The 26306-nt window shown below is 34.6% G+C and carries 24 protein-coding genes and 2 pseudogenes; 17 read left to right on the top strand and 9 right to left on the bottom strand.

Features of this window, described 5'->3' with window-relative positions:
• Positions 1-107 precede the first annotated feature (107 nt).
• Positions 108-533 carry a hypothetical protein gene (locus FYC62_RS10520; RefSeq protein WP_149074901.1) on the top strand — a complete coding sequence of 142 codons (426 nt, stop codon included), beginning with the start codon at positions 108-110 and terminating at the stop codon, positions 531-533.
• Between the two features lie 254 nt (positions 534-787).
• On the opposite strand, the gene FYC62_RS10515 is transcribed toward FYC62_RS10520, so the two are convergent.
• The 3 genes from FYC62_RS10515 to FYC62_RS10505 form a co-directional block, all read right to left on the bottom strand.
• Entirely contained in the window at positions 788-1513 is a 726-nt protein-coding gene (locus FYC62_RS10515) for a YebC/PmpR family DNA-binding transcriptional regulator (RefSeq protein ID WP_039452885.1), read from the bottom strand.
• Between the two features lie 126 nt (positions 1514-1639).
• The gene (locus tag FYC62_RS10510) at positions 1640-2587 is read right to left on the bottom strand and encodes an NAD-dependent epimerase/dehydratase family protein (protein WP_149074900.1); all 948 of its coding nucleotides are present in this window, start codon (positions 2585-2587) and stop codon (positions 1640-1642) included.
• Positions 2588-2589: 2 nt separating this feature from the next.
• Positions 2590-5202, bottom strand: coding sequence for a lamin tail domain-containing protein (locus FYC62_RS10505; RefSeq protein WP_149074899.1), 2613 nt, complete (start codon positions 5200-5202; stop codon positions 2590-2592).
• Between the two features lie 65 nt (positions 5203-5267).
• Here FYC62_RS10505 and FYC62_RS10500 point away from each other — a divergent pair, with 65 nt between their 5' ends.
• Positions 5268-6263 carry an aspartate-semialdehyde dehydrogenase gene (locus FYC62_RS10500; protein ID WP_149074898.1) on the top strand — a complete coding sequence of 332 codons (996 nt, stop codon included), beginning with the start codon at positions 5268-5270 and terminating at the stop codon, positions 6261-6263.
• A gap of 101 nt (positions 6264-6364) precedes the next feature.
• Entirely contained in the window at positions 6365-7744 is a 1380-nt protein-coding gene (dacB, locus tag FYC62_RS10495) for a D-alanyl-D-alanine carboxypeptidase/D-alanyl-D-alanine endopeptidase (protein WP_149074897.1), read from the top strand.
• On the opposite strand, the gene FYC62_RS10490 is transcribed toward dacB, so the two are convergent.
• Together FYC62_RS10490 and FYC62_RS10485 are read right to left on the bottom strand one after the other, a co-directional pair.
• A complete protein-coding gene (locus FYC62_RS10490; protein WP_168199425.1) occupies positions 7737-8105 on the bottom strand; it encodes a sensor histidine kinase in 369 nt (122 codons plus the stop codon). The genes dacB and FYC62_RS10490 overlap by 8 nt on opposite strands.
• A complete protein-coding gene (locus tag FYC62_RS10485; RefSeq protein ID WP_149074895.1) occupies positions 8075-8770 on the bottom strand; it encodes an ATP-binding protein in 696 nt (231 codons plus the stop codon). Before FYC62_RS10485 ends, FYC62_RS10490 begins: the two co-directional genes overlap by 31 nt.
• Positions 8771-8888: 118 nt before the next feature.
• Between FYC62_RS10485 and crtD the strand changes: the two genes are divergently transcribed.
• The 9 genes and pseudogenes from crtD (at position 8889) to FYC62_RS10440 (ending at position 16403) form a co-directional block, all read left to right on the top strand.
• The gene (gene crtD / locus FYC62_RS10480) at positions 8889-10358 is read left to right on the top strand and encodes a 1-hydroxycarotenoid 3,4-desaturase CrtD (protein WP_149074894.1); all 1470 of its coding nucleotides are present in this window, start codon (positions 8889-8891) and stop codon (positions 10356-10358) included.
• 35 nt (positions 10359-10393) lie between these two features.
• Complete coding sequence (locus FYC62_RS10475) at positions 10394-11017, top strand: lysophospholipid acyltransferase family protein (protein WP_039452876.1); 624 nt, start codon at positions 10394-10396, stop codon at positions 11015-11017.
• Positions 11018-11050: 33 nt separating this feature from the next.
• Positions 11051-12112 carry a glycosyltransferase gene (locus FYC62_RS10470; RefSeq protein WP_240534712.1) on the top strand — a complete coding sequence of 354 codons (1062 nt, stop codon included), beginning with the start codon at positions 11051-11053 and terminating at the stop codon, positions 12110-12112.
• Complete coding sequence (locus FYC62_RS10465; RefSeq protein ID WP_149074892.1) at positions 12109-12753, top strand: carotenoid biosynthesis protein; 645 nt, start codon at positions 12109-12111, stop codon at positions 12751-12753. The genes FYC62_RS10470 and FYC62_RS10465 overlap by 4 nt, the downstream gene beginning before the upstream one ends.
• Positions 12754-12822: 69 nt before the next feature.
• Positions 12823-13670, top strand: a pseudogene (locus FYC62_RS10460) (4-hydroxy-3-methylbut-2-enyl diphosphate reductase).
• A gap of 11 nt (positions 13671-13681) precedes the next feature.
• Positions 13682-14371 (top strand): fatty acid desaturase, encoded by a 690-nt coding sequence (locus tag FYC62_RS10455; protein ID WP_149074891.1) that lies wholly within the window; start codon positions 13682-13684, stop codon positions 14369-14371.
• Positions 14372-14377: 6 nt separating this feature from the next.
• On the top strand, positions 14378-15397 hold the full coding sequence (hemH, locus tag FYC62_RS10450; protein WP_149074890.1) for a ferrochelatase: 1020 nt from the start codon (positions 14378-14380) through the stop codon (positions 15395-15397).
• Between the two features lie 67 nt (positions 15398-15464).
• A complete protein-coding gene (parS, locus tag FYC62_RS10445; RefSeq protein WP_149074889.1) occupies positions 15465-15944 on the top strand; it encodes a type II RES/Xre toxin-antitoxin system antitoxin in 480 nt (159 codons plus the stop codon).
• A 9-nt stretch (positions 15945-15953) separates the two neighbouring features.
• On the top strand, positions 15954-16403 hold the full coding sequence (locus FYC62_RS10440; RefSeq protein WP_149074888.1) for an RES family NAD+ phosphorylase: 450 nt from the start codon (positions 15954-15956) through the stop codon (positions 16401-16403).
• Here the strand turns inward: FYC62_RS10440 and FYC62_RS10435 are convergent.
• Positions 16400-17628, bottom strand: a pseudogene (locus tag FYC62_RS10435) (3-deoxy-D-manno-octulosonic acid transferase). The gene FYC62_RS10440 and the pseudogene FYC62_RS10435 overlap by 4 nt on opposite strands.
• A 63-nt stretch (positions 17629-17691) precedes the next feature.
• On the opposite strand from FYC62_RS10435, the gene FYC62_RS10430 reads away from it, so the two are divergent.
• The 5 genes from FYC62_RS10430 (at position 17692) to FYC62_RS10410 (ending at position 22908) form a co-directional block, all read left to right on the top strand.
• Positions 17692-19005, top strand: a complete 1314-nt coding sequence (locus FYC62_RS10430) for a UDP-glucose dehydrogenase family protein (RefSeq protein ID WP_149074887.1) — start codon at positions 17692-17694, stop codon at positions 19003-19005.
• Between the two features lie 2 nt (positions 19006-19007).
• The gene (locus tag FYC62_RS10425) at positions 19008-20003 is read left to right on the top strand and encodes a UDP-glucuronic acid decarboxylase family protein (protein WP_039452848.1); all 996 of its coding nucleotides are present in this window, start codon (positions 19008-19010) and stop codon (positions 20001-20003) included.
• Positions 20004-21032, top strand: coding sequence for a UDP-glucose 4-epimerase GalE (gene galE, locus FYC62_RS10420; protein WP_149074886.1), 1029 nt, complete (start codon positions 20004-20006; stop codon positions 21030-21032).
• Positions 21033-21112: 80 nt separating this feature from the next.
• Positions 21113-22168 (top strand): dTDP-glucose 4,6-dehydratase, encoded by a 1056-nt coding sequence (gene rfbB, locus FYC62_RS10415; protein ID WP_149074885.1) that lies wholly within the window; start codon positions 21113-21115, stop codon positions 22166-22168.
• Positions 22168-22908 (top strand): tyrosine-protein phosphatase, encoded by a 741-nt coding sequence (locus FYC62_RS10410; RefSeq protein ID WP_149074884.1) that lies wholly within the window; start codon positions 22168-22170, stop codon positions 22906-22908. The genes rfbB and FYC62_RS10410 overlap by 1 nt, the downstream gene beginning before the upstream one ends.
• 21 nt (positions 22909-22929) lie before the next feature.
• Here FYC62_RS10410 and FYC62_RS10405 read toward each other — a convergent pair whose 3' ends face one another.
• The 3 genes from FYC62_RS10405 to FYC62_RS10395 all read right to left on the bottom strand — a co-directional run bounded on the left by FYC62_RS10405 (position 22930) and on the right by FYC62_RS10395 (position 26306).
• Complete coding sequence (locus tag FYC62_RS10405; RefSeq protein WP_149074883.1) at positions 22930-24159, bottom strand: ABC transporter permease; 1230 nt, start codon at positions 24157-24159, stop codon at positions 22930-22932.
• Between the two features lie 140 nt (positions 24160-24299).
• Positions 24300-25352 (bottom strand): hypothetical protein, encoded by a 1053-nt coding sequence (locus FYC62_RS10400; RefSeq protein WP_039452834.1) that lies wholly within the window; start codon positions 25350-25352, stop codon positions 24300-24302.
• Between the two features lie 60 nt (positions 25353-25412).
• Positions 25413-26306, bottom strand: coding sequence for a class I SAM-dependent methyltransferase (locus tag FYC62_RS10395; protein ID WP_149074882.1), 894 nt, complete (start codon positions 26304-26306; stop codon positions 25413-25415).

Raw genomic sequence — 26306 nt, 5'->3', positions numbered from 1 at the left:
TAGGTTTGAAGCCTAAAGGCTTATCTTCTGGAGCTAGTGTTTCAGTAGCTTTTTCTGTTTCTATGTTTGTAGGCTCTTCCTTTATTTCCTCCTGTTGATTAGGGGTTTTGGTAGCCTTAAACCTAGGTTTAAAACCAGCAGGAGCGTTAGTTTTACTTTCTTCGGGTTCAGGAGTTGAAATAGGTTCCTCAGAATTTGTTTCTTCTGTTTTTATAGGAGTAGTACCAGCTTTGAATCTCGGCTTAAAACCAAGAGGAGCAGCCGGCTTAATTTCCTCTTTTTCAGGAGTTGCTATAGGTTCTTCTGCTTTAGTTTCCTCGCTTTTTATTGGCGTAGCTCCAGCTTTAAATCTGGGTTTAAAGCCAGCAGGTTTTGCTACGGTTGTTTCTATGGCATTTGGGTTTGCTGAAGGATTTTCTTCTTGCTTTTCTTCAGTTTCTTTTGGTGCTATACTAGCTGCTTTAAATTTGGGTTTAAAACCTGCGGGTTTAGCTGTTGCAACTTCTGTTTCGGTATTTTTTCTTCTTTTATAGCCGTTGCAGCAGGTTTTTGGTGTAAAGCTTTTAACTTAATTTCTTCTTCTTCAGATAAACGAAAATCTTTACGCAACTTGTTAAACCAGTATTTTTTGGTATGGTCAAAGCTTTTTTCGCCCATTAACGTAAAATGACTTTTGAATTGAGTGTATAAACCTTCATCAGCTTGTTGAAGCTTATCCAGGTCTATTTTCTTTTTTAAAAAAAACTCTTCAAAAGTCATTTATACCGTATGTTTTGGGCGTAAAAAATTATTCTGCCATGTTATGATAAACTGCTTGTACATCGTCATCCTCTTCCAGTTTATCTAATAATTTTAAAATATCGGCAGCTTGCTCTTCATTAACTTCTGTGTATGAAAGTGCAATACGCTCTAATTTGGCTTGTTTAAGTTCAATACCTTTTTCTTCTAAAGCTTTTTGCATCTTACCAAAATCTTCAAAAGCAGCATGTACTACTACCTCGTCTTCGCCCTCTTCGTTGGCTTCAACAAATATTTCCTCTAAACCAGCATCAATCAGTTCAAATTCTAGTTCTTCAAGATCAAAATCTCCGGGAGTAAATCTAAAAGACGATACTCTTTTGAAAATGAAGTCTAAAGAGCCAGTTTTTCCTAAAGCGCCATTACATTTATTAAAATAGCTACGTACGTTTGCTACTGTTCTGTTGGTATTATCGGTAGCGGTTTCAACCAAAACAGCAACACCATTTGGGCCGTAACCTTCATAAACAATTTCCTCATAACCCGCAGTACTTTTATCAGAAGCTCTTTTAATGGCTGCATCTACACGGTCTTTTGGCATATTTACTGCCTTGGCATTTTGTATAGCAGTTCTTAATCTCGAGTTGGTTTCTGGACTTGGTCCGCCTTCTTTAACGGCAATAACAATATCTTTACCTATACGGGTAAATTGTACGGCCATTTTAGCCCAACGCTTAAATTTTCTTTCTTTACGGAATTCAAATGCTCTTCCCATTGTGTTTTTTGTTATTTACCTGTCTATGGTTTGTTGTCGATAGTCCATGGTTTATTTACGATTAACCATGGTCCATTAACCATAGACTATCAATTATATTCCAATCCCAAAACTATAAAAAAATGCTTAACCCTTTCCCAGATTTCTCAGCATTTCGCTAGTTATTTTTTGAAGGTCAAATTTTGGCGACCAATTCCAGTCTTTTTCCGCATAGCTGTCATCAATAGATTTTGGCCAACTGTTAGCAATGGCTTGTCTGGGGTCATTATCGCCGTAGGTTAAAGTAAAGTCAGGAATATGTTTTCTAATCTCAGCAGCTAATTCTTCTGGATTAAAGCTAAGTCCATCAAAATTATAGCTAGAACGAATTTGGATATTTTCTGCCGGAGCATCCATCAATTCAATAGTGCCGCGAATAGCATCATCCATATACATCATGGGTAAATCTGTTTCGGCAGATAGAAAGCTTTGGTATGTTTTCTTCTTTAAAGCATCATGAAAAATATGGATGGCGTAATCTGTTGTTCCTCCGCCCGGCATGGCTTTCCAGCTGATGATACCCGGATAACGTATGCTTCTTACATCCAAACCAAATTTTTGGAAATAATATTCGCACCATCTTTCGCCAGCAAGTTTACTAATACCATAAACGGTATTTGGGTCCATAGTACAAAATTGTGGTGTTTGGTTTTTTGGTGATGATGGCCCAAAAACGGCGATAGAACTTGGCCAGTAGACTTTTTGTGTGCGGTACTCGATAGAAAAATCAAGTACATTAAGCAAGCCATTCATATTTAAATCCCAAGCTAATTTTGGGTTTTGCTCGCCAGTTGCAGATAGTAATGCGGCCAATAAATAAACTTGTTTGGGTTTGTATTTTTCATAAACAGCTTTTAGGTTTTCTTTATCTAAAACGTTTACAAACTCAAACGGACCAGCATTTTTAATGTCATAATCGGGCCTGCGGATATCGCAGGCTACCACTTTATTAAAACCATAGGCTTTTCTGAGGGCGGTAACCAACTCGGTACCTATTTGCCCATTAGAACCTAAAACTAGTATGTGCTCTGTCATCTTTAATTTAATTTTGAGGCTAAAGTCACCGCCTTTTTGAACTTTTTTATTTCAGACTTTAAGTCGAAAAACTCAGCATAAACAATATAAATTCCTGTTTTTAAAAGACTGTTATTTTCGTTGAAGCCATCCCAAGTAAAACTTCCTTCAGCAGAAACATTTTGGTTTTCAATCAGTTTTTTTACCAATTGTCCTTTATCATCAAAAATAGAAATTTTAGCTACAAAACCGCTGTTAGGTAATTTGTAGTTTATGGTTAAAATATCCTCAAAGCCATCATTATCAGGCGAAAAACTTTTTCCAGAGAGGGTAAATTCTTCGTTTGTAACAAAATCGTTTAACGTTTGAGAATTTTGATAAGCAGGCGTGGCATAGCCAACTGTTGATGTTGCCGATTTAAAATTCCCCGGTTTATTGGTTTCTTCATTTGCTGATACCCTTTCCAAAGACACGCCTTCTACATCTCTTAAAAGCTTAAAATGCATTTTTGCATCATAATTAAATTGGTCTATGCGCTTGTTGTTTTTATCTAACAATACAACAACGCCTTCAGAATCATTATAAGCAGGCATACTAGTCATCTGCACAAAATGAGAAGGATTTAAAGTTTGATAAGCTGTTTTAATCTGATCTGAATTGGTGGTAAGCACCCAATAACTACCGGGTTCTGCTAATAGGGTAGCTGCACTTACTGCTCTTATACTAATTAAAGAGTCTTTTTCTGCATTGAGGCTAGCAATGTTTAAATCTTTTAAATCTAAAATTTTATCAGAACGGTTATATACTTCTACAAAATCTACTCCGCCAGGTTTAGGATTAAACAAAACCTCATTAACAATAAAGTCTTTAGCTTCTAATAAACCCGGATAGATAAATGAAAGCGTTTGATTATTGATGGTACTTACACCGCAATCTGCAATGTTAAAAAGTGTAAGGGTATAAGTTAAATTTCTGCTTAGCGGAGCTGGATATTTTAGTTCTGCCTGAGAAAAATCTGGGGCTAATAAGCTTATACTTTGGGGATTTCCTAAACCATTATTTAAGCTGTAATTTGTTCTGATAGATGCTTGTAAACTGTCTAATCCACGGTTAAAAGTTACCAATACGGTAACACTATCTTTTATTGCCGCGTTATTTGCTAATAGCGGATTTACTGTTCTGTTACTTAAATAAATGCTGTTTTGTGCACCCGGTGTCCCGCCAATGGGGTTTATACTGGCCGAATAATTTTGCGATGCTTTGCAACTTGTTAAAGGGTCTATCATTTCTAATGACCAACCACCAGCTCTTTTTGTTGCATCTCTATACCAAGTGTCATTATAATTTACATGGTTGATTAACGTATTTACATCATTAAAAAAACTTAATTGGTCTGATGCGTTGTTTAAAGATGGCCAAGGAGAAATTCCCATAACTCTACCAAAAGGTTTTAATAAAGTAGTATCTGCCCGGGCACAAATAATCAAATATTCATTTGCTTTTATTGTATCTCCAGTAAATGTAAATGTTGTAGTAGCATCGCTAAACTTATAGCCATTTAATTGGATGTTTTCTGCAGTACGATTCCAAAGCTCAATAAACTCAACCGCAGGTAAACCTATTTGTGGCGATGGGTCGGCAAATATTTCATTAATCACAATATCATTAACTCTAGCCCGATAAGGTCTTCTGTAATTGAAATTTCTGCTTATTGGACTGGTAATGGTATTTCCACTTAAATCTTTTATATTATTAATACTGATGTTGTAAGAGTTTGTATTTAAGCTGTTTGCTAAATTTAAAACTACGGTACTACCACTTACATTTACCGTTGCCGGGATGATATTTCCAGGATTTATCAGATAATTTAAACGGTTACTGGCTTCTGCCGATGCAACAGCTTCATTAAAGTTTAAGGTTATTTTATTAGAGTCTGGTACAATAGTATTTAATACAGGCGGATTTACATCAACAACCAAATCTTGTACTATGATGTTATCAAAAAAATGCTTTTGAAAAAATGTAGCTGTAGACTGCTGAACTAAAAAGCCAAACCAATTGGTGCTGGTAAAAGTATTATCGGTAACTGTTCCTTCAGAGCGGTAAGCGTTTCCTGTGCCAGTACTATCTCTTTCCAAATTAAATATTGCATTCGCCGTTCTACTTACTTTTATTTTGAAATTATTATTGGTTGAGCTTGATACCAAACCATCTCTACCATCAATAATTTTAGTACTTGTAGCACTTGTGCCACTTCTTCTATAAAGTGCAATTTCATCAGCAGTATTACCAATTCTTACAAAATAGCCGTTAATATTTGTAGCTCTAAGGTCTGATGTATTGCTGATGAGGTAAACATCAACATAATTAGCTCCGGATGTTGCAAATTGTAAAACACAATTAAACTCCCAAGTGCAACCCAAAGCTTTTGTGTTTTCTGTAGCTATAGCAAAGCTTGCATTAGCAGTTGTATGGTTAGAACGTAGCTGCTCATTCACCACAATAAAGTTCAAATCAGCATTTTGTCCTATCCAAGTTGGGTTATTAGTAAAATTACCGTCAGAAAATGCTTCATTTATCTGTGCAAAAGAGTTTTTATAGCATATAATCAAAAATAATAGTAAAATCTTTCTCATATTTGGCGTTCAAAATTTTCACAAAATAGTTAATCAATAGAAAGTTAGTATTAAATTTTAAAAAAATGAAAGTTGCAGTTGTAGGCGCAACCGGCCTAGTAGGTACGGAGATGTTAAAAGTATTAGCAGAGCGCAATTTCCCGGTTACAGAATTAATTCCAGTTGCTTCAGAAAAGAGCAAGGGGAAGGAAATTGATTTTAAGGGAAAGAAGTACAAAGTTGTAACTGTTGATGAAGCTATTGCCATGCAGCCAGATGTTGCTTTATTCTCTGCCGGAGGTAGTACTTCTACAGAACAAGCACCAAAATTTGCTGCTGCTGGTACTACAGTAATTGATAATTCATCTGCATGGAGGATGGATCCAACCAAAAAATTGGTTGTTCCAGAAGTTAATGCATCTGTTTTAACTAAAGAAGACAAAATTATTGCAAACCCTAATTGTTCTACCATACAAATGGTTGTAGCTTTAAAACCTTTGCATGATGAGTATAAAGTAAAAAGAGTTGTGGTTTCTACTTACCAATCTGTAACAGGTACTGGTGTTAAAGCGGTAGACCAGTTAATGAACGAGCGTAAAGGCATTACAGATGGCCCAATGGCTTATGCGTACCCAATTGATTTAAATGTTATCCCTCAAATTGATGTTTTCCAAGATAATGGATACACCAAAGAAGAGATGAAAATGATTAAAGAAACCAATAAAATTATGGGCGATGACAGTATTAAAGTTACTGCAACAACTGTAAGAATACCGGTTATGGGTGGCCACTCAGAGTCTATCAATATTGAGTTTGAAAGAGATTTTGATTTAGCTAAAGTTCGCGAGTTGTTAGCTGCTACCAGTGGAGTTATTGTTGTTGATGACCCGGCAAATGCTAAATACCCAATGCCAATGGATGCACACGGTAAAGATGAAGTTTTTGTAGGTCGTATCCGTAGAGATGAATCACAAGCAAATACGCTAAACATGTGGTGTGTTGCTGATAATTTAAGAAAAGGTGCTGCTACCAATGCAGTTCAAATTGCAGAATATCTTTATAGCCAAAAGTTAATAGGTTAATTTTTTATATAGATACACTTAAAGGAGCGGAATTTTAATTCCGCTTCTTTTGTTTTTGGTCTTTTTCTGGTTTAATGGATGATAATTTTAATTTCACTGTGATGAAAAATATCCTCCTTGCTTTAAGCTTCTTCTTTTTGTGTTCAAATGCTTATAGCCAAACGCTAAATCAAAAAATACAAGTAGCCTACCAGAAATTTATGGCTGATGAGCAATTAAAACATGCCTCAGTTTCTTTTTCTGTTGCTTCTACAGATGATAATACCTCTATTTTTACTGCGCAGCCACAACTTGGGATGGTTCCTGGTTCTACATTAAAAGTTATCACAGCGGCAACGGCTTTAAGTGTTTTAGGAGAAAATTATCGGTTTAAAACAGAAATTGGTTATAACGGTGTGATCAATAATGGTGTTTTACAAGGTCATATCATTATTAAAGGTAGTGGCGACCCTACTTTGGGTAGCGATAGGTATACATCAACAACCAAAACTGTTATTTACACTAAAATTTTAGATGCTCTTAAACAAGCCGGAATTAAAAAAATTACAGGAGAAATTATTGCCGATGATGCCATGTGGGATTCACAATCTTTACCTGATGGATGGATTTGGCAAGATATGGGTAATTATTACGGGGCTTCTACCAGTGCAGTTTGTTGGGGAGAGAACGAGTTTGATGTTAATTTCAATCCCTCAACAACTTTAGGTAAGCCGGTTACTATCATTAACGAAAAGCAGCTTTATCCTTTTTTAACTTTAGTGAATGAGGTAAGTACAGGTGCTGCTGGTTCTGGAGACCAAGTTTATGGTTACTCATCACCTTATAGTCAGTTTATCTATTTAAGAGGTACTTATGCGCAAAATCTCAAGAAAACCATCAGGTTTGCTTTGCCAGATGCTGCTTTAGCTATGGCTTATGATGTTCATGATTTTTTAAATCAAAATGGTATACAAACATCAGGATTTAACACCACTAGGAAACTTCAATTACAGTCTGTAGCAGTAAAGGGCATACAAAAGAGTTTGCTAATGATAGAATCTCCTAAGCTTTCTGATATTATTTATCAGTTTAACCAAAAAAGCTTAAACCTTTACGGCGAGCAATTATTAAGGATAATATCTCCTGATAAAACCATAGCAAAAGGCATAACATTTATCAAAGACTTCTGGAAAAATAAAGGTATTGCCAACGCAAGCTTAAATATTTATGATGCCAGTGGTTTATCGCCAGCAAACCGGGTAACTTCTAAAACTATGGTTGATGTTTTACAGGCCTCAAAAAAAGAAAAATGGTTTAATGCTTATCTCAACAGTTTTCCGGTTTACAACAATATGAAAATGAAAAGCGGTACCATTGGCGATGTTTTATGTTATAGCGGCTACCATGAAAACAAGTGTTTTGCTATCATGGTGAATAATTATAGCGGTTCTACATCGGCCATAAGGCAAAAGATTTTTACGCTTTTAAACTCATTTAAATAATCAAACTAAAAGTAGCGCCTTTATTTTCCCCTTCGCTATGGGCTTTTAGCTTACCGCCCATTTGTTTCATGGTTTTTTGGCTCAGGCTTAAGCCTAAACCCATGCTTGGTTCTCCGTTGGTGCCCATCCTTCCAACGGATGCAGAGTTTGTGAAGAGTTTTTTAGCTAACTCTGGTGTAAAACCAAGTCCATGATCTTTTACTTCAATTTTGAACTTGTTTTGATAGGGTTGTAAACCAATAATTATCTCGCTTTTAGGGTATGAAAATTTAATCGCATTACTTAGTAAATTTTGGATAATTAAGCCTAGCTTATGCTCATTGGCAAAATTTATAGCCTCTTCGGTACAAATATGTGCCACAATGTTGATGTCTTTTTAGATGCTTCTGCTTTTGCCTGATCTACAGATTGCTTAATAAGCTTTTTTAAGTCTACAGCTTTATCTTCTGTTTCATTATCCATATGATGATATTTCAAATTAAGCAGCAATTCATCAATGTTTTTAAGTTGGGTATCGGTAATATGGTCTATCTTTTCTACAATATCCTTGTTTTCTATTTTCTGAATTTCTAAAACATGGCATAATCCTTTAATTTGTATCAAAGGGGCTCTTAAATTATGCGATAAAAGCGCTGTAATCTCTTGGTTTTCTTGTAGTAAACCGTCTAGCTGAAGTATATTTTGCTGGATAAGTCGCATCAATACCCCAGCTTCATCTTTATATTGTGTTGGTAAATTAGGAAGTTTCTTTTCTGAAATATAATCCTGAAGGGCGTTTTTTGAATATATAAGCGGTTTTATAAGGCTGTTTAAGATAAATAGGGTTGCGGCAGTGGCAACAAGCGTTAATATTAAAGTGATGATGATAATAGTGCTTTTCTCTAAACTGTTATCAGCACCTAAAAGAAATATTATAACACCAATTAAGGGGATATGAATTCCTATAAATGATATAAAGAGAAATTTAAGACTATAACTTTTCTTAAGAAATTTTACAGCATGTAGTTTGGTGTATACTTTAGCCATTGGTTTGGGTATAATGTTTTTTTACGGAAGATTTAACTAAAAGTTATTTGCATATTAACAATATTTGTTCTAAAATCACCAGTTTTAAAACAATTTAAAAATAAACAGTAATGATATCATGTCTAAAGCAATAGTTATTGGTGCCGGTATAGCTGGAATTGCAAGTGCTATAAGGTTAGCTTTGAAAGGTTATCAGGTTGATGTTTACGAGTCTAATGCCTATCCAGGAGGGAAATTATCAGAATTTGAACAAGATGGTTTTAGGTTTGATGCCGGACCTAGCTTGTTTACCATGCCGCAATATGTAGAAGAGCTTTTTAAATTGGCTGGCGAGTTGCCTCAAGATTATTTTCAGTACGAAAAACTAGACGAAGTGTGTCGTTATTTCTGGGACGATGGTACTCATTTAACCGCTTGGGCCGATACTGAAAAATTTGCCGATGAAATTGCTGCTAAAACTACTTCTAAACGCGAAGAACTTTTTGCCTTTTTAGCCAAAAGCAAACAGATTTACGAAATTACCAACCATGTTTTTTTAGAGAAGTCTTTACATAAACTAGCTACTTTTTTAAATATCCCTACGCTAAAATCTATTTTAAGATTACCACAAATAGATGCTTTTAGAACTATGGCAAAGGCTAATGAATCTTTTTTTAGCGACAAAAAAATGGTCCAATATGCCAATAGATATGCCACCTATAATGGTTCTAATCCTTACCAAGCACCAGCAACTTTAAATGTTATCCCTCACTTGGAGCAACATTTTGGAGCATACTTCCCTAAAAATGGGATGTTTGATATTACCCTAAGTTTGGTACGTTTAGCAGAACGACTAGGCATAAAATTCCACTATAACAGCTATGTTGAACAAATTCTAGTAGAAAATAAAGAGACAAAAGGCATCATCATCCATGCTGAAAAGCGTTTTGCAGATGTTGTAGTTTCTAATATGGATGTTTATTTTACTTATAAAAACCTGCTCAAAGACGCGAAGCAGCCACAGCAAATATTAAAACAAGAGCGTTCCAGCTCGGCGCTTATTTTTTATTGGGGAGTTAAAAAACAGTTTAAAGAGCTGGGTTTACATAATATTTTCTTTAGTGATGATTATCAGAAAGAGTTTAATACTATTTTTAAAGAAAAAGGTATTGATGATGATCCAACGGTTTATATCAATATCACCTCAAAGCTTAAAGCTGATGATGCGCCAGAAGGTTGCGAAAATTGGTTTACCATGATAAACGTACCCAACAACATTGGGCAAGATTGGGATACTTTAATCGCAAAAGCGAAGCTAAACATCATTAAAAAAATCAATAAAAATTTAAAGGTAAATTTAGATGAACTGATGGTTACCGAGGCCATTTTAGACCCAAGAACTATAGAATCTAAAAGTTTTTCTTACCAAGGTTCTTTATATGGCACAAGTTCTAATAACCAGTTTGCGGCATTTTTACGTCATGCCAATTTCTCATCAAAAATTAAAAATTTGTATTTTACAGGTGGAAGCGTTCATCCCGGTGGGGGAATACCTTTAGCCTTGTTATCAGCCAAAATAGTTGGCGAAATGATACCATCAACAAGCTGATATCAAGAAAATAAAGCTAATTTTACAAGCAAGACATGGTAACACCAAAAGAAAACAGATTGATTTACAGGTTTTTCTCCTGGTATATTCAATATATCATCAAGAAAGATTTTTCGTCTTTTTCTTTTAATAAAATTGAAGTAGATAAGGATAAAGCTATTTTATTATTGGCCAACCATTGCAGTTGGTGGGATGGTTTCTTGCTGTTTTACCTCAATAAAATTTACCTCAAAAAGAAATTCCATGTGATGATTGTTGAGGATACAGCCAAAAAAGTTTGGTTTATGAAGTATTTGGGTGCTTTTAGTGTTCAAAAGCAATCTAGAAGCGTGGTTAACTCTTTGCAATATGCAGCCCAACTTTTAGAAAACCCAAATAATTTGGTGTTGATATTTCCTCAAGGTCAGCTCTTTTCTAACCATGTTTCAAGTATAGGTTTCGAGAAAGGTTTGTTGCACATTGTACAAAATACAAGCAAAAAATTTCAGTACCTCTTTGCGGTAAGTTTATTTGATTATTTTCAAAACAGAAAGCCCTCTGTTTCTATTTACTTAAAAGAATGGCAAGCTCAAGAATATACAAGTTTACAAGTTATCAAAAACGAGTTTAATAAGCATTATGATGATGCTAAAAGCCAGCAAAGTAAAATTGTAGTGTAAATGATGGTCTTGTTTTATATCATATTTTTCTTTTTGATTTTGCGCTTTACGGTTACGCTATTTAATTTTATTTCTAATCCAAAATTAACGGCTAGTCCAAAGCATTATCAAGATTTGGTTTCTGTACTCATACCAGCCAGAAACGAAGCAGAAGATATTTTACCGCTTTTAGAATCACTTAAACAACAAGACTATCAGCATATAGAAGTTTATGTTTTAGATGATAATTCTGATGATAATACCTCTGAAATTTGTGAAGCATTTGCCCAAACTGATGCTCGTTTTCATACCTTAAAGGGAGAGGTTTTAAAACAAGGTTGGTTAGGGAAAAACTTTGCTTGTCATCAATTAGCTAAACATGCTAAAGGCAAATATTTACTTTTTTTAGATGCCGATGAATTGGTGAAAGATGGCCTCATCAATAGCGCTGTACACAGAATGCACATGAATAAGCTTGATTTATTAAGTTTATTTACAAACCAAACGATGAAAACCCGTGGCGAACAGTTGGTTGTACCAATGATGCATTATATTTTACTTAATTTATTGCCGTTAAGGTTAGTTTTTTTGTCTAAAAACCCTGCTTTTTCTGCTGCTAGTGGGCAATTTATGATGTTTAATGCTATAACTTACCACCAATACAAATGGCACAAAAAAGTGAAAGAGCAGGTAGTAGAGGATGTTGAGATTATGAAGCGTATTAAACAAGAAAAGCTTACTGGCGAAGCTTTATTGGCAAATGGATATATCTTTTGTCGGATGTATAAAGGTTATAATGATGCTATTAACGGTTTTTCTAAAAATATGCTATCTGGTTTTGGTAATTCTATACCGGGTTTAATGGTTTATTTGTTTTTAGTGCTCTTAGGACCTATTTTAATCTTGTTTTATTTAAACTCGCAATTGTTTTTTTTCTGTTGTACACTCATATTATTAAGCAGATTAATGATTTCCCTACTCTCTGGTCAATCACCCATCATCAATATTTTGTTCCATCCTCTTCAAATGTTATCATTGGGGATAGTTTCATTTCAATCCATCAGAAAAAAAATCACAAATAAAGTAACCTGGAAAGGTCGTAAAGTAAGCATATGAATTTTAGATTAGGTAAAAAAGAACTCTCTATCATTTTTATTATTGTTTTCCATATAGTGGGCTTAATAGGCTTTTTGGTTCCTACTTTTTATGATTTGTTTATCTCTTTAGTACCCTTTCATTTACTTTTAATGGCGGGTATTTTAATCATCAACCAAAAAGAATTTAGCTTAAACTTTTGGGTTGCCGCTTTAACGGTTGCAGTTGCAGGTTATATAGTAGAACTTATTGGTGTAAGTACCGGAAAAATCTTTGGCGTTTATAGTTATGGCAGTACTTTGGGCTTTAAACTGGCAGATATACCTTTAATGATAGGGGTGAACTGGTTCATCATGGTGTTTTCTCTGGGTTCTTATCTAAAAAGAAAATTTAAACATCAACCCACTATTAAATCTTTAGTGGGGGCAGTTTTTTTAGTTGCCACTGATATTTTAATAGAGCCAGTGGCCATTCAGCATGATTATTGGAGCTGGGAGGGCTATACCGTACCTTTTCAAAATTATGTAGGCTGGTATATTGTTTCTTTCCTTTTATTGAGATTTTACTATGCGGTAGATTTTAAGAAAACAAATCCGGTTGGTTTGGTATTATTCATTAGTCAGTTTGTGTTTTTTGCCATATTAAATATTGCAGAGCTTTGATGTTTTTTTAAATTTTTTAAACAAGAATTTGCCTAATTTTACGGCATAAAAGCTTGATTATCTTGCACCATGAAATATAATTTACAAGTAACCATTGATAGTGATTCTGGATTTTGTTTCGGAGTAGTTTACGCCATAGATATGGCAGAAGAAATACTACAAGAAGATGGTTATTTATATTGTTTAGGGGATATTGTTCATAATGATGAAGAGGTAGAACGCTTAAAAGCTAAAGGCCTAAGAATTATTGATAATGAGGATCTTAAAACACTTAAAAACGAAAAAGTTCTTATAAGAGCACATGGCGAGGCGCCTGAAACGTATAAGGTTGCACTAGAAAATAATATCACTTTAATAGATGCATCTTGCCCGGTGGTTTTAAAATTGCAAAATCGTATCAAAACCACACATGATGCTGATGAGAAAATCTTGATTTTTGGCAAACATGGTCATGCTGAGGTTATTGGTTTGCAAGGTCAAACCAATAATGAAGCTTTGGTTTTTCAAGATATTAAAGAATTGGAGGATGTAGAGCTTCCACAAAAATTCACCTTATACAGCCAAACCACAAAGTCTACAGATAAATTTTATCAAATTAAAGAAGAGCTTATTGGTAAAGGTTATGAGGTAAAGGCTAACGATACCATTTGCAGACAGGTTTCTAACCGCGATAAAGACTTGCCAGATTTTGTTAAGAAGTTTGATAAAATCGTTTTTGTATCTGGTAAAAATCTTCAAACGGTAAAGTTTTATATGAGGTATGTCGCAAAAATAATCCGGCTACTTATTTCATCAGTAAGGCAGAAGATTTAGAAATTATGATGTTTAACCCTGGAGATAAAATTGGTATTTGTGGTGCAACCTCTACCCCAATGTGGCTCATGGAGGACGTGAAGAAGGTTTTAGAAACATACTAAATTTTTATATCGTGAATAAAAAATCTCACAAAGGTTTGTTTATTGCTTTGCTTGTCATCGCCCTATGGTTTTGTTCACTATCTTTTTTCTTAAATTTCGAGGTTAATTTCTCTAATCCTCTTATTTATATTTTTATCCTCATTCAAGCACACTTATATACGGGTTTATTTATTACCGCACATGATGCCATGCATGGCACAGTTTATAGCGCTAATAGAGGTTTAAATAATTTAATAGGACAAATATGTACCGCTTTGTATGCCGCTTTTCCTTTTAAGGCTTTAAATGCTAAACATCATTTACATCACAGTCATGTTCATTCTCATGATGACCCAGACTACCATCATGGTAATTTTTTTCAATGGTATTTTCATTTTATAACACAGTATATCACTTGGTGGGAAATAGTTTTTATGGCTATTATTTTTAATATTTTAAAACTTTGGTTTGATGAAGTAAACCTTGTTTTATTTTGGGTGATACCATCTTTGATAAGCACTTTACAGCTATTTTATTTTGGCACTTATTTACCTCATAAAGGAGAACACGATAATAAACATCAATCAAGGTCTCAAAAAAGAAATCATTTTTTAGCTTTTATAAGTTGTTACTTTTTTGGTTATCATTACGAACATCACGATTCGCCGGGTACACCTTGGTGGCAATTATGGATTTTAAAAGATAAAGCAAATCATATATAAACAGGAATGGGAAAAAAGGGAATTTTATTGGTTAATTTAGGAACACCAGATAGTCCTAAAACTGCTGATGTTAGAAAATATTTAGATGAGTTTTTAATGGATGGTAGGGTTATAGATGTTAACCCTGTTTTAAGAACTCTACTAGTTAAAGGTATTATTGTACCTTTTAGAGGACCTAAATCAGCAAAAATTTATAAAGAAATTTGGACCGAGCAAGGCTCGCCTTTATTAATCTATGGGAAGAATGTTAAAAATGCCATAGCTGATAGACTGGGTGAAGATTATCATGTAGAATTAGCTATGCGTTATCAATCTCCTTCTATTCCTGATGCTCTTGAACGTTTAAAACAAGCTAAAGTAGATAGCATTAAAGTTATTCCGTTGTTTCCGCAATATGCTTCGGCATCTACAGGTTCTGTTCATCAATTGGTTATGGAAATTGTTAGCCAATGGCAAGCCATACCATCTATAAGTTTTGTAAATAGCTATTATGATCATCCGGGTATGATTAAAGTTTTTGCAGACAATACCAGAAAATATTTAGACGAAGGTTGGGATCATATCTTATTTAGTTTCCACGGAGTGCCGCAAAGACATATGCGTAAAGCCGATGTTTCTGGTGAACATTGTTTAAAAGTGAAAGACTGTTGCAAGACTTTAACAGAGAACAATAAGTTTTGCTACTCGGCCCAATGCCACCAAACAGCTAAATTAATTGCAGAAGAGCTTAATTTATCAGACGATAAGTACTCTTTATGCTTTCAATCTCGTTTAGGAAACGATCCTTGGATGCAACCTTATACCAGCGATGTTTTAAAGGAATTAGCTGGCAAAGGCGTAAAGAGAATTTTAGTTTTATGTCCTGCTTTTGTTGCCGATTGTTTAGAAACTTTATTTGAAATCTCTTTTGAATACCAAGAAGAGTTTGAAGAACTGGGCGGCGAGAAAGTACAATTAGTAGAAAGCTTAAACGATAATCCGGCTTGGATAGACGCTTTGGAAGATATCATACTTAACAAGAATTAATAATCAGGAAATTTTTCTTTGATAAAAAGAAAAATTTCCTATATTAGATTATTCTTTTGTTAAGCTTATGAAAACAGACAAAAAAAAGCCAAAAAATTACAGCATCAATCATCTTGATGATATCACTAACCAATTGGTTCAAGAAACTATTGCGGTTTACCAAAAGATGTCTGTTAATCCTATTGCTTTATTGCAAAATTCTAAAGAGGGTTTAAGTGCAAATGCTGCTTTAGATTTTTTAAACATTTCTGGTTTTACTTATGATGAGTTTCAAAGTGCATTTAAAACCACCGTTAAAACCATACAAAATTATGCTGTTCAAGGTTTAAAATTAGATGCCGCTTTAAGTGAAAAACTCATCAAGTCTTTTGCTCTTTTTAATAAAGGTATTGAGGTTTTTGGTTCGGTAGAGGCTTTTCATCAGTGGTTAAATTTGCCGGCCTATGGTTTAGGAAACCAAACGCCCTTTCATCTCATGGATACCATTACTGGGATAAACCTCATAGAAGAAGAGCTTATTCGTATAGCCTACGGTGATTTAGCCTAGTTAAAATCTATGTTGGTCTACAGAATTGTTTTAGCGCCATTTGCAGATGCTTTACTTTCTTCTGGGAGGGCTGCTAGATGGAATAGTCATGATAGCCATGTTATTTATACGGCTTCATCCATCTCTTTGGCTTGTTTAGAAAATGTAGTACATCGGAATAAGCTTGGCTTAAACGCTTTATTTAAAGTTTTATATATAGATATTCCTGATGATTTGCCTCAAAAAGAAATTTCTAATGATGAGCTACCAAGCAAATGGCATCATTTTGAAAATATCCCTGTAACACAACTTTTGGGCGATGAATGGTTAACAAACCAACAAACAGCTATTTTAAAAGTGCCTTCATCAATAATTCCTCAAGAATTTAATTACTTATTGAATCCAAAACACGCAGATTTTAAAGCAATAAAATTGTTAAAAGCAGAACCCTTTATTTTTGATGAGCGAATTAAAGCTTAGCCAAAAACTTTTTTCATGATTAAAGCTGTAGCTCCAATATTCTCTTTTACATAAGCTTGGGCTTTTTTGCCACAGTTATTACAATAAACTTCGCTTTGGGTAAGTTTAGCTAAAATGATATCTAACTCTTCTTGGTTTTTGATACTAAAACCCGCTTCATTTTTAATAAGGTCTTTAGCCTCCTGGAATTTCTGATAATTTGGCCCAAAAATAACGGGTAATCCCCAAGTGGCAGCTTCTAAAGTATTGTGTATACCAGCGCCAAAACCTCCGCCTATATAAGCAATCTCCCCGTAAGGGTAAAGAGAAGATAACATACCAATATTGTCTATAACGAGTATTTTAAAATTCTTCAATGAATCTAAATCTGCAATTTCTGAGTGTTTAATTACTCTTCCATCATCAAATAAATTTTGCAGTGCTTTTATTTTTTCTGGTTTTATTTCATGAGGAGCAAACAGTATTTTCCAGTCGTCTTGTTGATTTATAAACCATTGAGCCAAAAGCTTCTCGTCATCTGGCCATGTGCTGCCAGCTATTAATAATTTACTTTCATTTTTAAAAGCCTTAACAAATGGAAGTTCTTTAACTTTTTGGGCTAAATTATTTACGCTGTCAAATCTGGTATCTCCACACAAGGTATAATTATGTAGACCTATACTTGAAAGTAAATCGTCAGATTCTTTATTCTGAGTAAAAAAATGCTTTACATAACGAAGTATTTGTCTATTAAAGCTTCCATAAAATTTAAAGAAAATTTGTTGAGGTCTAAAAATAGCTGATGTTACGTATAAAGGAATTTGATATTGATTTAAAGCTTTAAAAAAGTGATACCAATATTCGTATTTGTTAAAAAACACCAGTGAGGGTTTAAAAATCCGAATAAAATCATTCGCGTTTTTTGCGGTATCTAAAGGCAAATAAAGTATATAATCTCCTAAGGGCGAGTTTTTTCTAATCTCATAGCCTGATGGAGAAAAAAAGTGATGACTATTTTTTGCTGTGGATATTGACTTCTAACAGCTTCTAAAAGCGGTTTACCTTGCTCAAACTCGCCTAATGAAGCAAAATGAAACCAAATCGATGAAGTAATCTCAGAATTTTTAAACTTTTCTTTCCAGTCTTTTCTTCCATCAATCCACTTCTTTGCCTTATCGTTAAAAAAAGATGCAAAAAGTATGAATAAGTAATAAAATTTTATTCCAATGTTATATATTGAGGGCATTTAATTTTGTATTGATTAACTTCGCCTGAAGTTTGATTTAAAGGTAATAATTTCCGCCATAATATGAAGATAGCCGTAATAGGTACCGGGTATGTAGGTTTAGTAACCGGAACCTGTCTTGCAGAGACAGGAAACAATGTAACATGCGTTGATATAGTAGAAGAAAAGGTTCAAAAAATGAAAGAAGGTGTTATGCCTATTTATGAGCCTGGTCTAGATATTTTGTTTCATAGAAACATAGAACAAGGTCGTTTAAAATTTACAACAAACCTTGCAGAAGCTATTAAAGATGCTGTTATTATATTTTTAGCCCTTCCAACGCCTCCGGGCGGTGATGGTAGAGCAGATTTAAGTTTCGTACTTGGAGCGGCTAAAGATATAGCTGGAATTATAGATCATTATAAAGTTATCGTAACAAAATCTACCGTTCCGGTTGGTACGGCAGATAAGGTGAAAGCTGTATTTAAAGAACATACTTCAGTAGAGGTTGATGTTGTTTCTAATCCAGAATTTTTAAGAGAAGGTGTTGCTGTAGATGATTTTATGAAGCCAGATAGGGTGGTAGTTGGAACATCAAGCGAAAAGGCTAAAGCATTGATGGAAGAACTTTATGCGCCATATGTTAGGTCTGGTAATCCTATCATTTTTATGGATGAGCGTTCTTCAGAGCTTACTAAATATGCAGCTAACTCTTTCTTAGCTACCAAAATTACTTTCATGAATGAGGTTGCTAACTTATGCGAATTAGTTGGTGCCGATGTTGATATGGTAAGAAAAGGTGTAGGTTCTGATGCTCGTATAGGTAAAAGATTCCTTTTCCCAGGAATAGGTTACGGAGGTAGCTGTTTCCCTAAAGATGTACAAGCCTTAGCTCTTTCGGCAGAGGAATATAACTATGATTTCAAGATTTTAAAATCTGTAATGGATGTTAATCAAGTGCAGAAAATTAAAATCATAGAGAAAATGATAAGCTATTACAAAGGGGATTTAAAAGGCAAGAAATTTGCTTTATGGGGCTTAGCTTTCAAACCAGAGACTGATGATATCAGGGAAGCTCCAGCCTTGTACATCATTGATGAGTTACTAAAAGCCGGTGCTGAAATTGTAGCTTATGACCCAGAAGCGATGGATAATGTAGAGCGTTTGTTAGGTGATAAAATTAGTTTTGCTGATAACCCTTATGATGCTTTACAAGGTGCTGATGCGTTAATTATAGCAACAGAATGGCAGCTTTTCCGCAACCCTGATTATGAGTTGATGGAGCAAAACTTAAAGTATAAAGTGATATTTGACGGTAGAAATCTTTATGATTTACAAAAAATGATAGACTTAGGTTATTATTATAATAGTATTGGTAGAAAAATTATTGAAGCATAAGTATGGCAAGCAGAAAAAGAGTATTAATTACCGGAGCAGCAGGATTTCTAGGCTCGCACTTATGTGATAGATTTATCAAAGAAGATTATCACGTTATCGGTATGGATAACCTGATTACTGGAGATTTATCAAACATAGAACATCTGTTTAAGTTAGAAAACTTTGAGTTTTATAATCATGATGTTTCTAAGTTTGTGCATGTTCCTGGAGATTTAGATTATATCTTACACTTCGCATCTCCGGCCAGTCCTATTGATTATTTAAAAATACCAATCCAAACTTTAAAAGTTGGTTCTTTAGGTATTCATAATTTATTAGGTTTAGCAAGAGTAAAAAAAGCTCGTATTATAATTGCTTCTACTTCAGAAGTTTATGGTGATCCTTCAGTGAATCCACAGCCAGAAGAATACTGGGGTAATGTAAATCCGGTTGGGCCAAGAGGCGTTTATGATGAAGCTAAGCGTTTTCAAGAAGCAATGACGATGGCTTACCACACTTTCCATGGCGTAGAAACCAGAATTGTAAGAATATTTAATACTTATGGTCCAAGAATGCGTTTAAATGATGGTAGAGTATTGCCAGCATTTATAGGACAAGCTTTAAGAGGAGAAGATTTAACTGTTTTTGGTGATGGTACGCAAACCCGTTCATTTTGTTATGTAGATGATTTGGTAGAAGGTATTTACAGATTGTTACTGTCTGATTACGCTCATCCTGTAAACATCGGAAACCCAGATGAAATTACGATTGGTCAGTTTGCAGAGGAAATTATTAAACTAACAGGTACACAGCAAAAGGTCATTTATAAACCATTGCCACAGGATGATCCTAAGCAACGTCGACCAGATATTACTAAGGCAAAAGAACTGTTAAAATGGGAGCCTAAAGTAAACAGGGCAGAAGGTTTAAAAATAACGTACGAATATTTTAAATCGTTATCAAAAGAGGCTTTAGAAAAAATAGACCACAAAGATTTTACTACTTTCAATAAAAAATAAATGGCAAATAAAATTCTTGTAACCGGTGGTACCGGATTTATAGGTTCACACACCGTAGTAGAACTGCATCATGCAGGTTATACTCCGGTTATTGTAGATAACCTTTCTAATTCATCAATCAAAATATTAGACCAATTAGAGAAAATCATCGGTTATAAACCAGAATTTCATGAATTTGATTTATGTGATGAAACTAAAACTAAAGCATTCTTAGCAGAAAATCCAGATATCAAAGGTATCATACACTTTGCAGCCTATAAAGCTGTTGGAGAATCTGTTCAGAAGCCTTTAGATTATTATAAAAATAACTTTGTTTCGCTTATCAATTTACTTGATGCTTATAGAGATAAGGCTATCAATTTTGTTTTTTCATCTAGCTGTACAGTTTACGGTCAGCCAGATGTTTTGCCTGTTACAGAGGCAGCACCTGTTAAAAAAGCAGAATCTCCTTACGGAAATACTAAACAAGTAGCAGAAGAAATTTTAAAAGACACGGCATCAGTACATAAAAATTACAATATTGTTGCTTTAAGATATTTTAATCCGGTTGGTGCGCATGAATCGGCATTGATTGGCGAGTTACCTATTGGTGTTCCTCAAAATTTAGTTCCTTTTATCACGCAATCTGCTATAGGAAAAAGAGGTAAAATAACCGTTTTTGGTAATGATTATAATACCGTTGATGGTAGCTGTATAAGAGATTATATCCATGTAGTAGATTTAGCAAAAGCACATGTTGCAGCTATACAAAGAATGGAATCTGGTAAATCTGCCGATAATTATGAGGTTTATAATATCGGGACAGGTAAAGGAACATCGGTACTAGAAATTATCCATGCTTTTGAGAAATCAACGGGTGAAAAATTAGATTATCAGATAGGCCCAAGAAGAGAAGGCGATGTAGAACAAGTTTATGGCGATGTTACAAAGTCTACTCAAGAACTAGGCTGGAAAGCAGCTTTAGGTATTGAAGAAATGATGAAATCTGCCTGGGAATGGGAGAAATATATTAAGAATAATCCGTTTTAAAATAGTTTGTTAGTTATTGGTATTTAGGTTGTTAGAAGAACATCCTAAGCAACTAACAACTAACAACTAACAACTGAAAAATGAAAAAAATATTAATAACAGGTGGTGCTGGTTTCATAGGCTCACATGTGGTAAGACGTTTTGTAAATACTTATCCAAACTATCAGATTGTTAATTTAGACAAACTAACTTATGCTGGTAATTTAGAGAATTTAAGAGATGTTGAACAAGCGCCTAATTACAAATTTATAAAAGGCGACATTGTTGATGCTGAGTTTATTGCTAAGTTATTCACTGATGAAAATTTTGATGCTGTTATCCATTTAGCAGCAGAATCTCATGTAGATAGATCCATTGCTAACCCAATAGAGTTTGTAATGACTAATGTTGTTGGTACTGTAAACTTGTTAAATGCTGCTAGAAATAGCTGGAAAGGCGCTTATGATACCAAGCGTTTTTACCATGTTTCTACAGATGAAGTTTATGGAACTTTAGGCGAAGGCACAGAAATGTTTACAGAGCAAACGGCTTACGATCCACATTCTCCATATTCTGCTTCAAAAGCAAGTTCAGACCATTTTGTAAGGGCTTATTATGATACTTATGGTATGGATTGTGTGATTTCTAATTGCTCAAACAATTATGGTTCTTTCCACTTTCCAGAGAAATTAATTCCGCTTTCTATCAATAACATCAAGAATAATAAGTCTATTCCTATTTATGGTAAAGGCGAAAATATTAGAGATTGGCTTTGGGTAGAAGACCATGCCAGAGCTATTGATGTAATTTTCCATAAAGCTAAAACAGGTTCTACTTATAATATAGGTGGCCATAACGAATGGACAAATATTGATTTAATCAGAACCTTGTGTAAGGTAATGGATAAGAAGTTGGGCAGACCAGAAGGTACCTCAGCTCAGCTCATTACTTTTGTTACCGATAGAGCCGGACATGATTTACGTTATGCTATAGATGCTACAAAACTTAAGAATGATTTAGGCTGGGAGCCAAGCTTGCAGTTTGAGGAAGGTTTAGAAAAAACTGTTGATTGGTATTTGGCTAATGAAGAGTGGTTAAATAATGTAACTTCTGGTAATTATCAACATTACTATGAAGACCAATATCAAAACCGTTAATGTTCTCGTTTTTTAAAAAGAAGAAAGAAGCAAAATATAATTTTAATCGTATTCAGGTGGATATGCACTCGCATATCCTACCTGGTATAGATGATGGTGCGCCAACAGTAAAAGAATCTATCATGTTGGTTAGAAGGTTAATGGATTTGGGCTTTAACAAATTGATAGCCACGCCACATATCATGGCAGATTATTATAGAAATACGCCTGATACCATTCATAATGCCCTTGATGAACTTAGGGAAGAGCTAGAAAAGCAAAATATCCAAATACCTGTTGAAGCTGCTGCCGAATACTATCTTGATGAAACTTTTGAAAGGAAATTAGATGCCGGAAACTTACTCACCTTAGGAGATAATTACCTCTTATTTGAGCTTTCTTATATCAACTACCCAAATAACCTGAAAGATATTATTCAAAAAATGAATGATAAAGGCTATAAACCTATTTTAGCGCATCCAGAGCGTTATCCTTATCTTTATGCTTCTTTAGAAAGCTATCAACAAGTGAAAGAATACGGTTGTTATTTTCAATTAAACACTATTTCTTTAAGCAACCATTATGGCAAACAAGCCCAAAAGGTTGCAGAAAATTTAGTTGAAAATATGATGGTTGATTTTTTAGGCTCGGATATGCATCATCTAAGACATGCAGATTCTTTACAAAAGTCTCTTCAAACTACAGCAGTAGAACAATTACTTTCTGATGATTACAGTTTGTATAACGAGTTGTTGAAGTAATATCTCTAAAAAAAAAATATTTTATTCGTACCTCAATGCCTCTACAGGATCTAACTTAGCGGCTTTAGAAGCTGGGATAAAGCCCGATATTAAGCCTGTTGCCACACAAGCAGAAAGACCCAATAGTATCCATGCCCAGGGGATGAGAAAAGAAGCTCCCATGGCAATGGCTAATAAATTACCCATGATGATACCTAAGAAAATACCGAACATTCCGCCCATCAAACAAATCACAATGGCTTCGTATAAAAATTGTTTTCTTATAACTTGTGGTGTTGCACCTATTGCTTTCCTAATACCAATTTCTCTTGTTCTTTCGGTTACAGAAACCATCATGATGTTCATTAAAGCTATGGCAGCACCAATTAAGGTAATTAAACCTATGGCTACGCCAGCAATCTGCACTATTTTAAGATTTTCTATCAGTGTTTCTGCAATAGCATCACTTTTTGTGATTTCGAAATTATTATCATTTTGTATTTCTAAACCTCTTATTCGTCGCATGAGAGCAGTAGCTTCGCCAACCATATAATCCATCTTGGTAGGGTCATTAGCCATAACAGAAATGGTATAGGTAGGTTTAGGATTGCTCATGATTTGTCGGCCTTTAACAATTGGCACCACACAAACTTTATCGCCACCAAAGCCAACACTAGAACCTTTAGGTTCAAAAACTCCAATGATTTTAAATTTATTACTTCCTATGGTGATGATTTTATCAACCGCAGAACCTTGTTTAAAAAACTTTTGCTTTATCTCATCACCAATAATCACAACACTAGCGCCAAATTCTGTTTCGTTGGCAGAGAAATTTCTTCCCTCTGCTATTTTATAGCCGCCAGTAAAAACATAAGATTCATCAGCGCCAAGCACAGATATATTTGGGTTTGTTTTTTCATTACCATATTTAGCTGTAGCAGCAAAAGAAGCAAAAGTATTTACAGAAACTGTAGCTGGTAAATTAAAATCATTTTTAAAAGCCATTGCCTCGCGGTAGGTAATTACAGGCCAAATTTTTCTAGCACCATTACCGCCAATTCTTATACCCGTCCCTCTGTTTCTTATGGTGAAAGAGTTTGCACCCATACTGGCGAAAGTATTGTTAAGAGAACCCTTAATAGCATCTATAGAAGTTAGAATGCCAACCAAAGCCATTAAACCTATAGCAATAATAAGTGCGGTAAGAAATGTTCGCAATTTATTACTCTTAATAGATTGTAAAGCAACTTTGATATTCTCTCTCGTATTCATTTTTGATGGGAGCTATTGATACGAAGATAAGACAACTTAAATAGATTTTTGTTACAGCAGGGAAGTGAATTTAAATGGTGGTTTATTAATGATAAAAAAAAGCCGCCTTTTTTTGGAGGCAGCTTTAGAAGTGTTTTTTCTTATTGATATTGAATATAAATCGGTTTAGGAGAAAGTTTTAATAACTCTTCAGGAGTCATTAACCTATTTGGTGCTTTCTTTAAATCGTTTTTATAGAATAATTTAAAACCTGTGAATTGTACGGGTTGCTCTCTTATCCAATGGCGATAAGTGCCTTTTTTAAGTTCAGGTTCGCCCCATCCATCCATGTGCATAACTATTTGTACTTCTGGTCTTAATTTAATGTTTTTATAATTGGTTACCATTCCTTTTGTGAAACGGTGTATTACCAACATCTTAGCCGGTAAATGATGTTCTTTCACCAATTTAGCTAAGTAGTTAGAACAGTAATTAATATCTTCTGCATCGTAAGTTCCTATTTTTGAACCTGGCTTATGTCCGGTTTTCATAGAAAATTCTGGATCAATTCCTAAATGAACATGTGGTAATTTTAGGTATTTCTCTAACAAAGGAAGTTCTTGTTGAATGGTACTTAAAGATACTTGTATGTCAAGAAAAACAATACCATCATGCATTTTAGCAATTTTCAAAGCAGAGTCTATTTGCTTATCTGGCATTCTAAAACGGTATTTCCCGTCTTTACCACCGTCACCTTGGGCAACTACAGCAATATAATGTACGCCTGCTTGTACTGGCGTTTTAGGGTCTGCCTTTTCCCATCTTTTAACCTCAGCATTAAGTCTTCTCCACATTTCTTTAGGGGCATACTCGCCTAAAGCACCCATTCTTTTAGAGTATAGATTACCATAATAAACCACCACTCTTTTAAACGGTAAAATAGCTCCCGGTGAAGGTACGGGTTGATTTTTAACCGGCCATAAGCCTGTGGTATCGCCGTTTGCTAGCTCTTTGTGTAAAGCAAAATATTTTGCAGAGTCTATTGGTTGATATGGGTTTACGGCTTTTTCTTCTGTAACAGTATTTGTTTTAGCTGAATCAGCTGTAGATGCTGAGCTCTTACCAGTTTTACTGTTTGCGCCATCACAAGAGGCTAAAATAGAAACTAAGCCTAAGGAGAAAATACTTGTTAAAAGTGTGTTTTTAGATAACATGGATTAAATTTTCTTGAAAATAGATATATGTATTGGATGTTTAAAAAAAGATATTCACAATTAAACAGAACGGAATTTACCAAACACACCAAGCGGTAAATTAATGCCAGAACTTGCTTCTAAATACAATTCGCCAATCTCTAAATTTTTAACTTGCGGATAAGCACCTGTAATTAGATTTTCTACAATGATAGAAGAAAAACCAAGCGAATAGGTGTTTAAAATAAGAAAATGCTCCTGAGGGTCAAGTAGTTTAACAACATCAGTCATCATTTCTCTAATTTGGTCTTCTAGCTTCCATTTTTCACCTTTTGGGCCGTGGCCATAGGCTGGTGGGTCTAAAATAATACCATTATAAGTTTTGCCTCTTTTGATCTCTCTTTGAACAAATTTTAAGGCATCCTCAACCACCCATCTAATATCTTTCAAATTAGAAATTTCTTGATTTTCATTTGCCCAAGTAACTACCTGTTTTATAGAATCAACATGGGTGGTATCTGCGCCAGCAGCTTTAGCAATTAAAGAAGCTCCACCGGTATAGGCAAATAAGTTTAATACCTTTGGACTTTTGGTTTTAAATTTTTTAATGGTTGATGAGATATAATCCCAATTTACGGCCTGCTCAGGAAAAATACCTACATGCTTAAATGAGGTTAAAGCCAATCTAAATTTGATTTCAACATCAGGATTTTTATAGGTTATATGCCAGCGGTCAGATACATTTCCAAATTTTCTTACCCACTCGCCACTTGTGGCAGACCTACCTTTAAATTTTATGTGATGTCTTTTTTGCCATTCTGCATCGCTTAAACCTTTTGCCCATACTGCTTGTGGTTCTGGTCTAATGAGGATTAAATCTCCAAACCGTTCTAGTTTTTCAAAATCGCCACAATCAATCAATTCGTAGTCTTTCCAGTAGGTAGGGGTAAGGGCTTGTATAGCAGGTTTGGGCAT

Source organism: Pedobacter aquae, assembly GCF_008195825.1.
In the GTDB taxonomy this organism is placed as follows: Bacteria; Bacteroidota; Bacteroidia; order Sphingobacteriales; family Sphingobacteriaceae; genus Pseudopedobacter; species Pseudopedobacter aquae.
This window is presented reverse-complemented; position numbering and strand designations above follow the sequence as displayed.

Bases quoted from the DNA above. Each gene is read 5' to 3' on its own strand.
- FYC62_RS10440 (WP_149074888.1), top strand. From the start codon at position 15,954: ATGTTGGTCTACAGAATTGTTTTAGCGCCATTTGCAGATGCTTTACTT.
- FYC62_RS10395 (WP_149074882.1), bottom strand. From the start codon at position 26,306: ATGCCCAAACCTGCTATACAAGCCCTTACCCCTACCTACTGGAAAGAC.
- FYC62_RS10425 (WP_039452848.1), top strand. From the start codon at position 19,008: ATGGCAAGCAGAAAAAGAGTATTAATTACCGGAGCAGCAGGATTTCTA.
- FYC62_RS10400 (WP_039452834.1), bottom strand. From the start codon at position 25,352: ATGTTATCTAAAAACACACTTTTAACAAGTATTTTCTCCTTAGGCTTA.
- FYC62_RS10505 (WP_149074899.1), bottom strand. From the start codon at position 5,202: ATGAGAAAGATTTTACTATTATTTTTGATTATATGCTATAAAAACTCT.
- crtD (WP_149074894.1), top strand. From the start codon at position 8,889: ATGTCTAAAGCAATAGTTATTGGTGCCGGTATAGCTGGAATTGCAAGT.
- FYC62_RS10510 (WP_149074900.1), bottom strand. From the start codon at position 2,587: ATGACAGAGCACATACTAGTTTTAGGTTCTAATGGGCAAATAGGTACC.
- FYC62_RS10410 (WP_149074884.1), top strand. From the start codon at position 22,168: ATGTTCTCGTTTTTTAAAAAGAAGAAAGAAGCAAAATATAATTTTAAT.
- dacB (WP_149074897.1), top strand. From the start codon at position 6,365: ATGAAAAATATCCTCCTTGCTTTAAGCTTCTTCTTTTTGTGTTCAAAT.
- FYC62_RS10465 (WP_149074892.1), top strand. From the start codon at position 12,109: ATGAATTTTAGATTAGGTAAAAAAGAACTCTCTATCATTTTTATTATT.
- FYC62_RS10485 (WP_149074895.1), bottom strand. From the start codon at position 8,770: ATGGCTAAAGTATACACCAAACTACATGCTGTAAAATTTCTTAAGAAA.
- FYC62_RS10475 (WP_039452876.1), top strand. From the start codon at position 10,394: ATGGTAACACCAAAAGAAAACAGATTGATTTACAGGTTTTTCTCCTGG.
- FYC62_RS10405 (WP_149074883.1), bottom strand. From the start codon at position 24,159: ATGAATACGAGAGAGAATATCAAAGTTGCTTTACAATCTATTAAGAGT.
- rfbB (WP_149074885.1), top strand. From the start codon at position 21,113: ATGAAAAAAATATTAATAACAGGTGGTGCTGGTTTCATAGGCTCACAT.
- parS (WP_149074889.1), top strand. From the start codon at position 15,465: ATGAAAACAGACAAAAAAAAGCCAAAAAATTACAGCATCAATCATCTT.
- FYC62_RS10500 (WP_149074898.1), top strand. From the start codon at position 5,268: ATGAAAGTTGCAGTTGTAGGCGCAACCGGCCTAGTAGGTACGGAGATG.
- galE (WP_149074886.1), top strand. From the start codon at position 20,004: ATGGCAAATAAAATTCTTGTAACCGGTGGTACCGGATTTATAGGTTCA.
- hemH (WP_149074890.1), top strand. From the start codon at position 14,378: ATGGGAAAAAAGGGAATTTTATTGGTTAATTTAGGAACACCAGATAGT.
- FYC62_RS10430 (WP_149074887.1), top strand. From the start codon at position 17,692: ATGAAGATAGCCGTAATAGGTACCGGGTATGTAGGTTTAGTAACCGGA.
- FYC62_RS10515 (WP_039452885.1), bottom strand. From the start codon at position 1,513: ATGGGAAGAGCATTTGAATTCCGTAAAGAAAGAAAATTTAAGCGTTGG.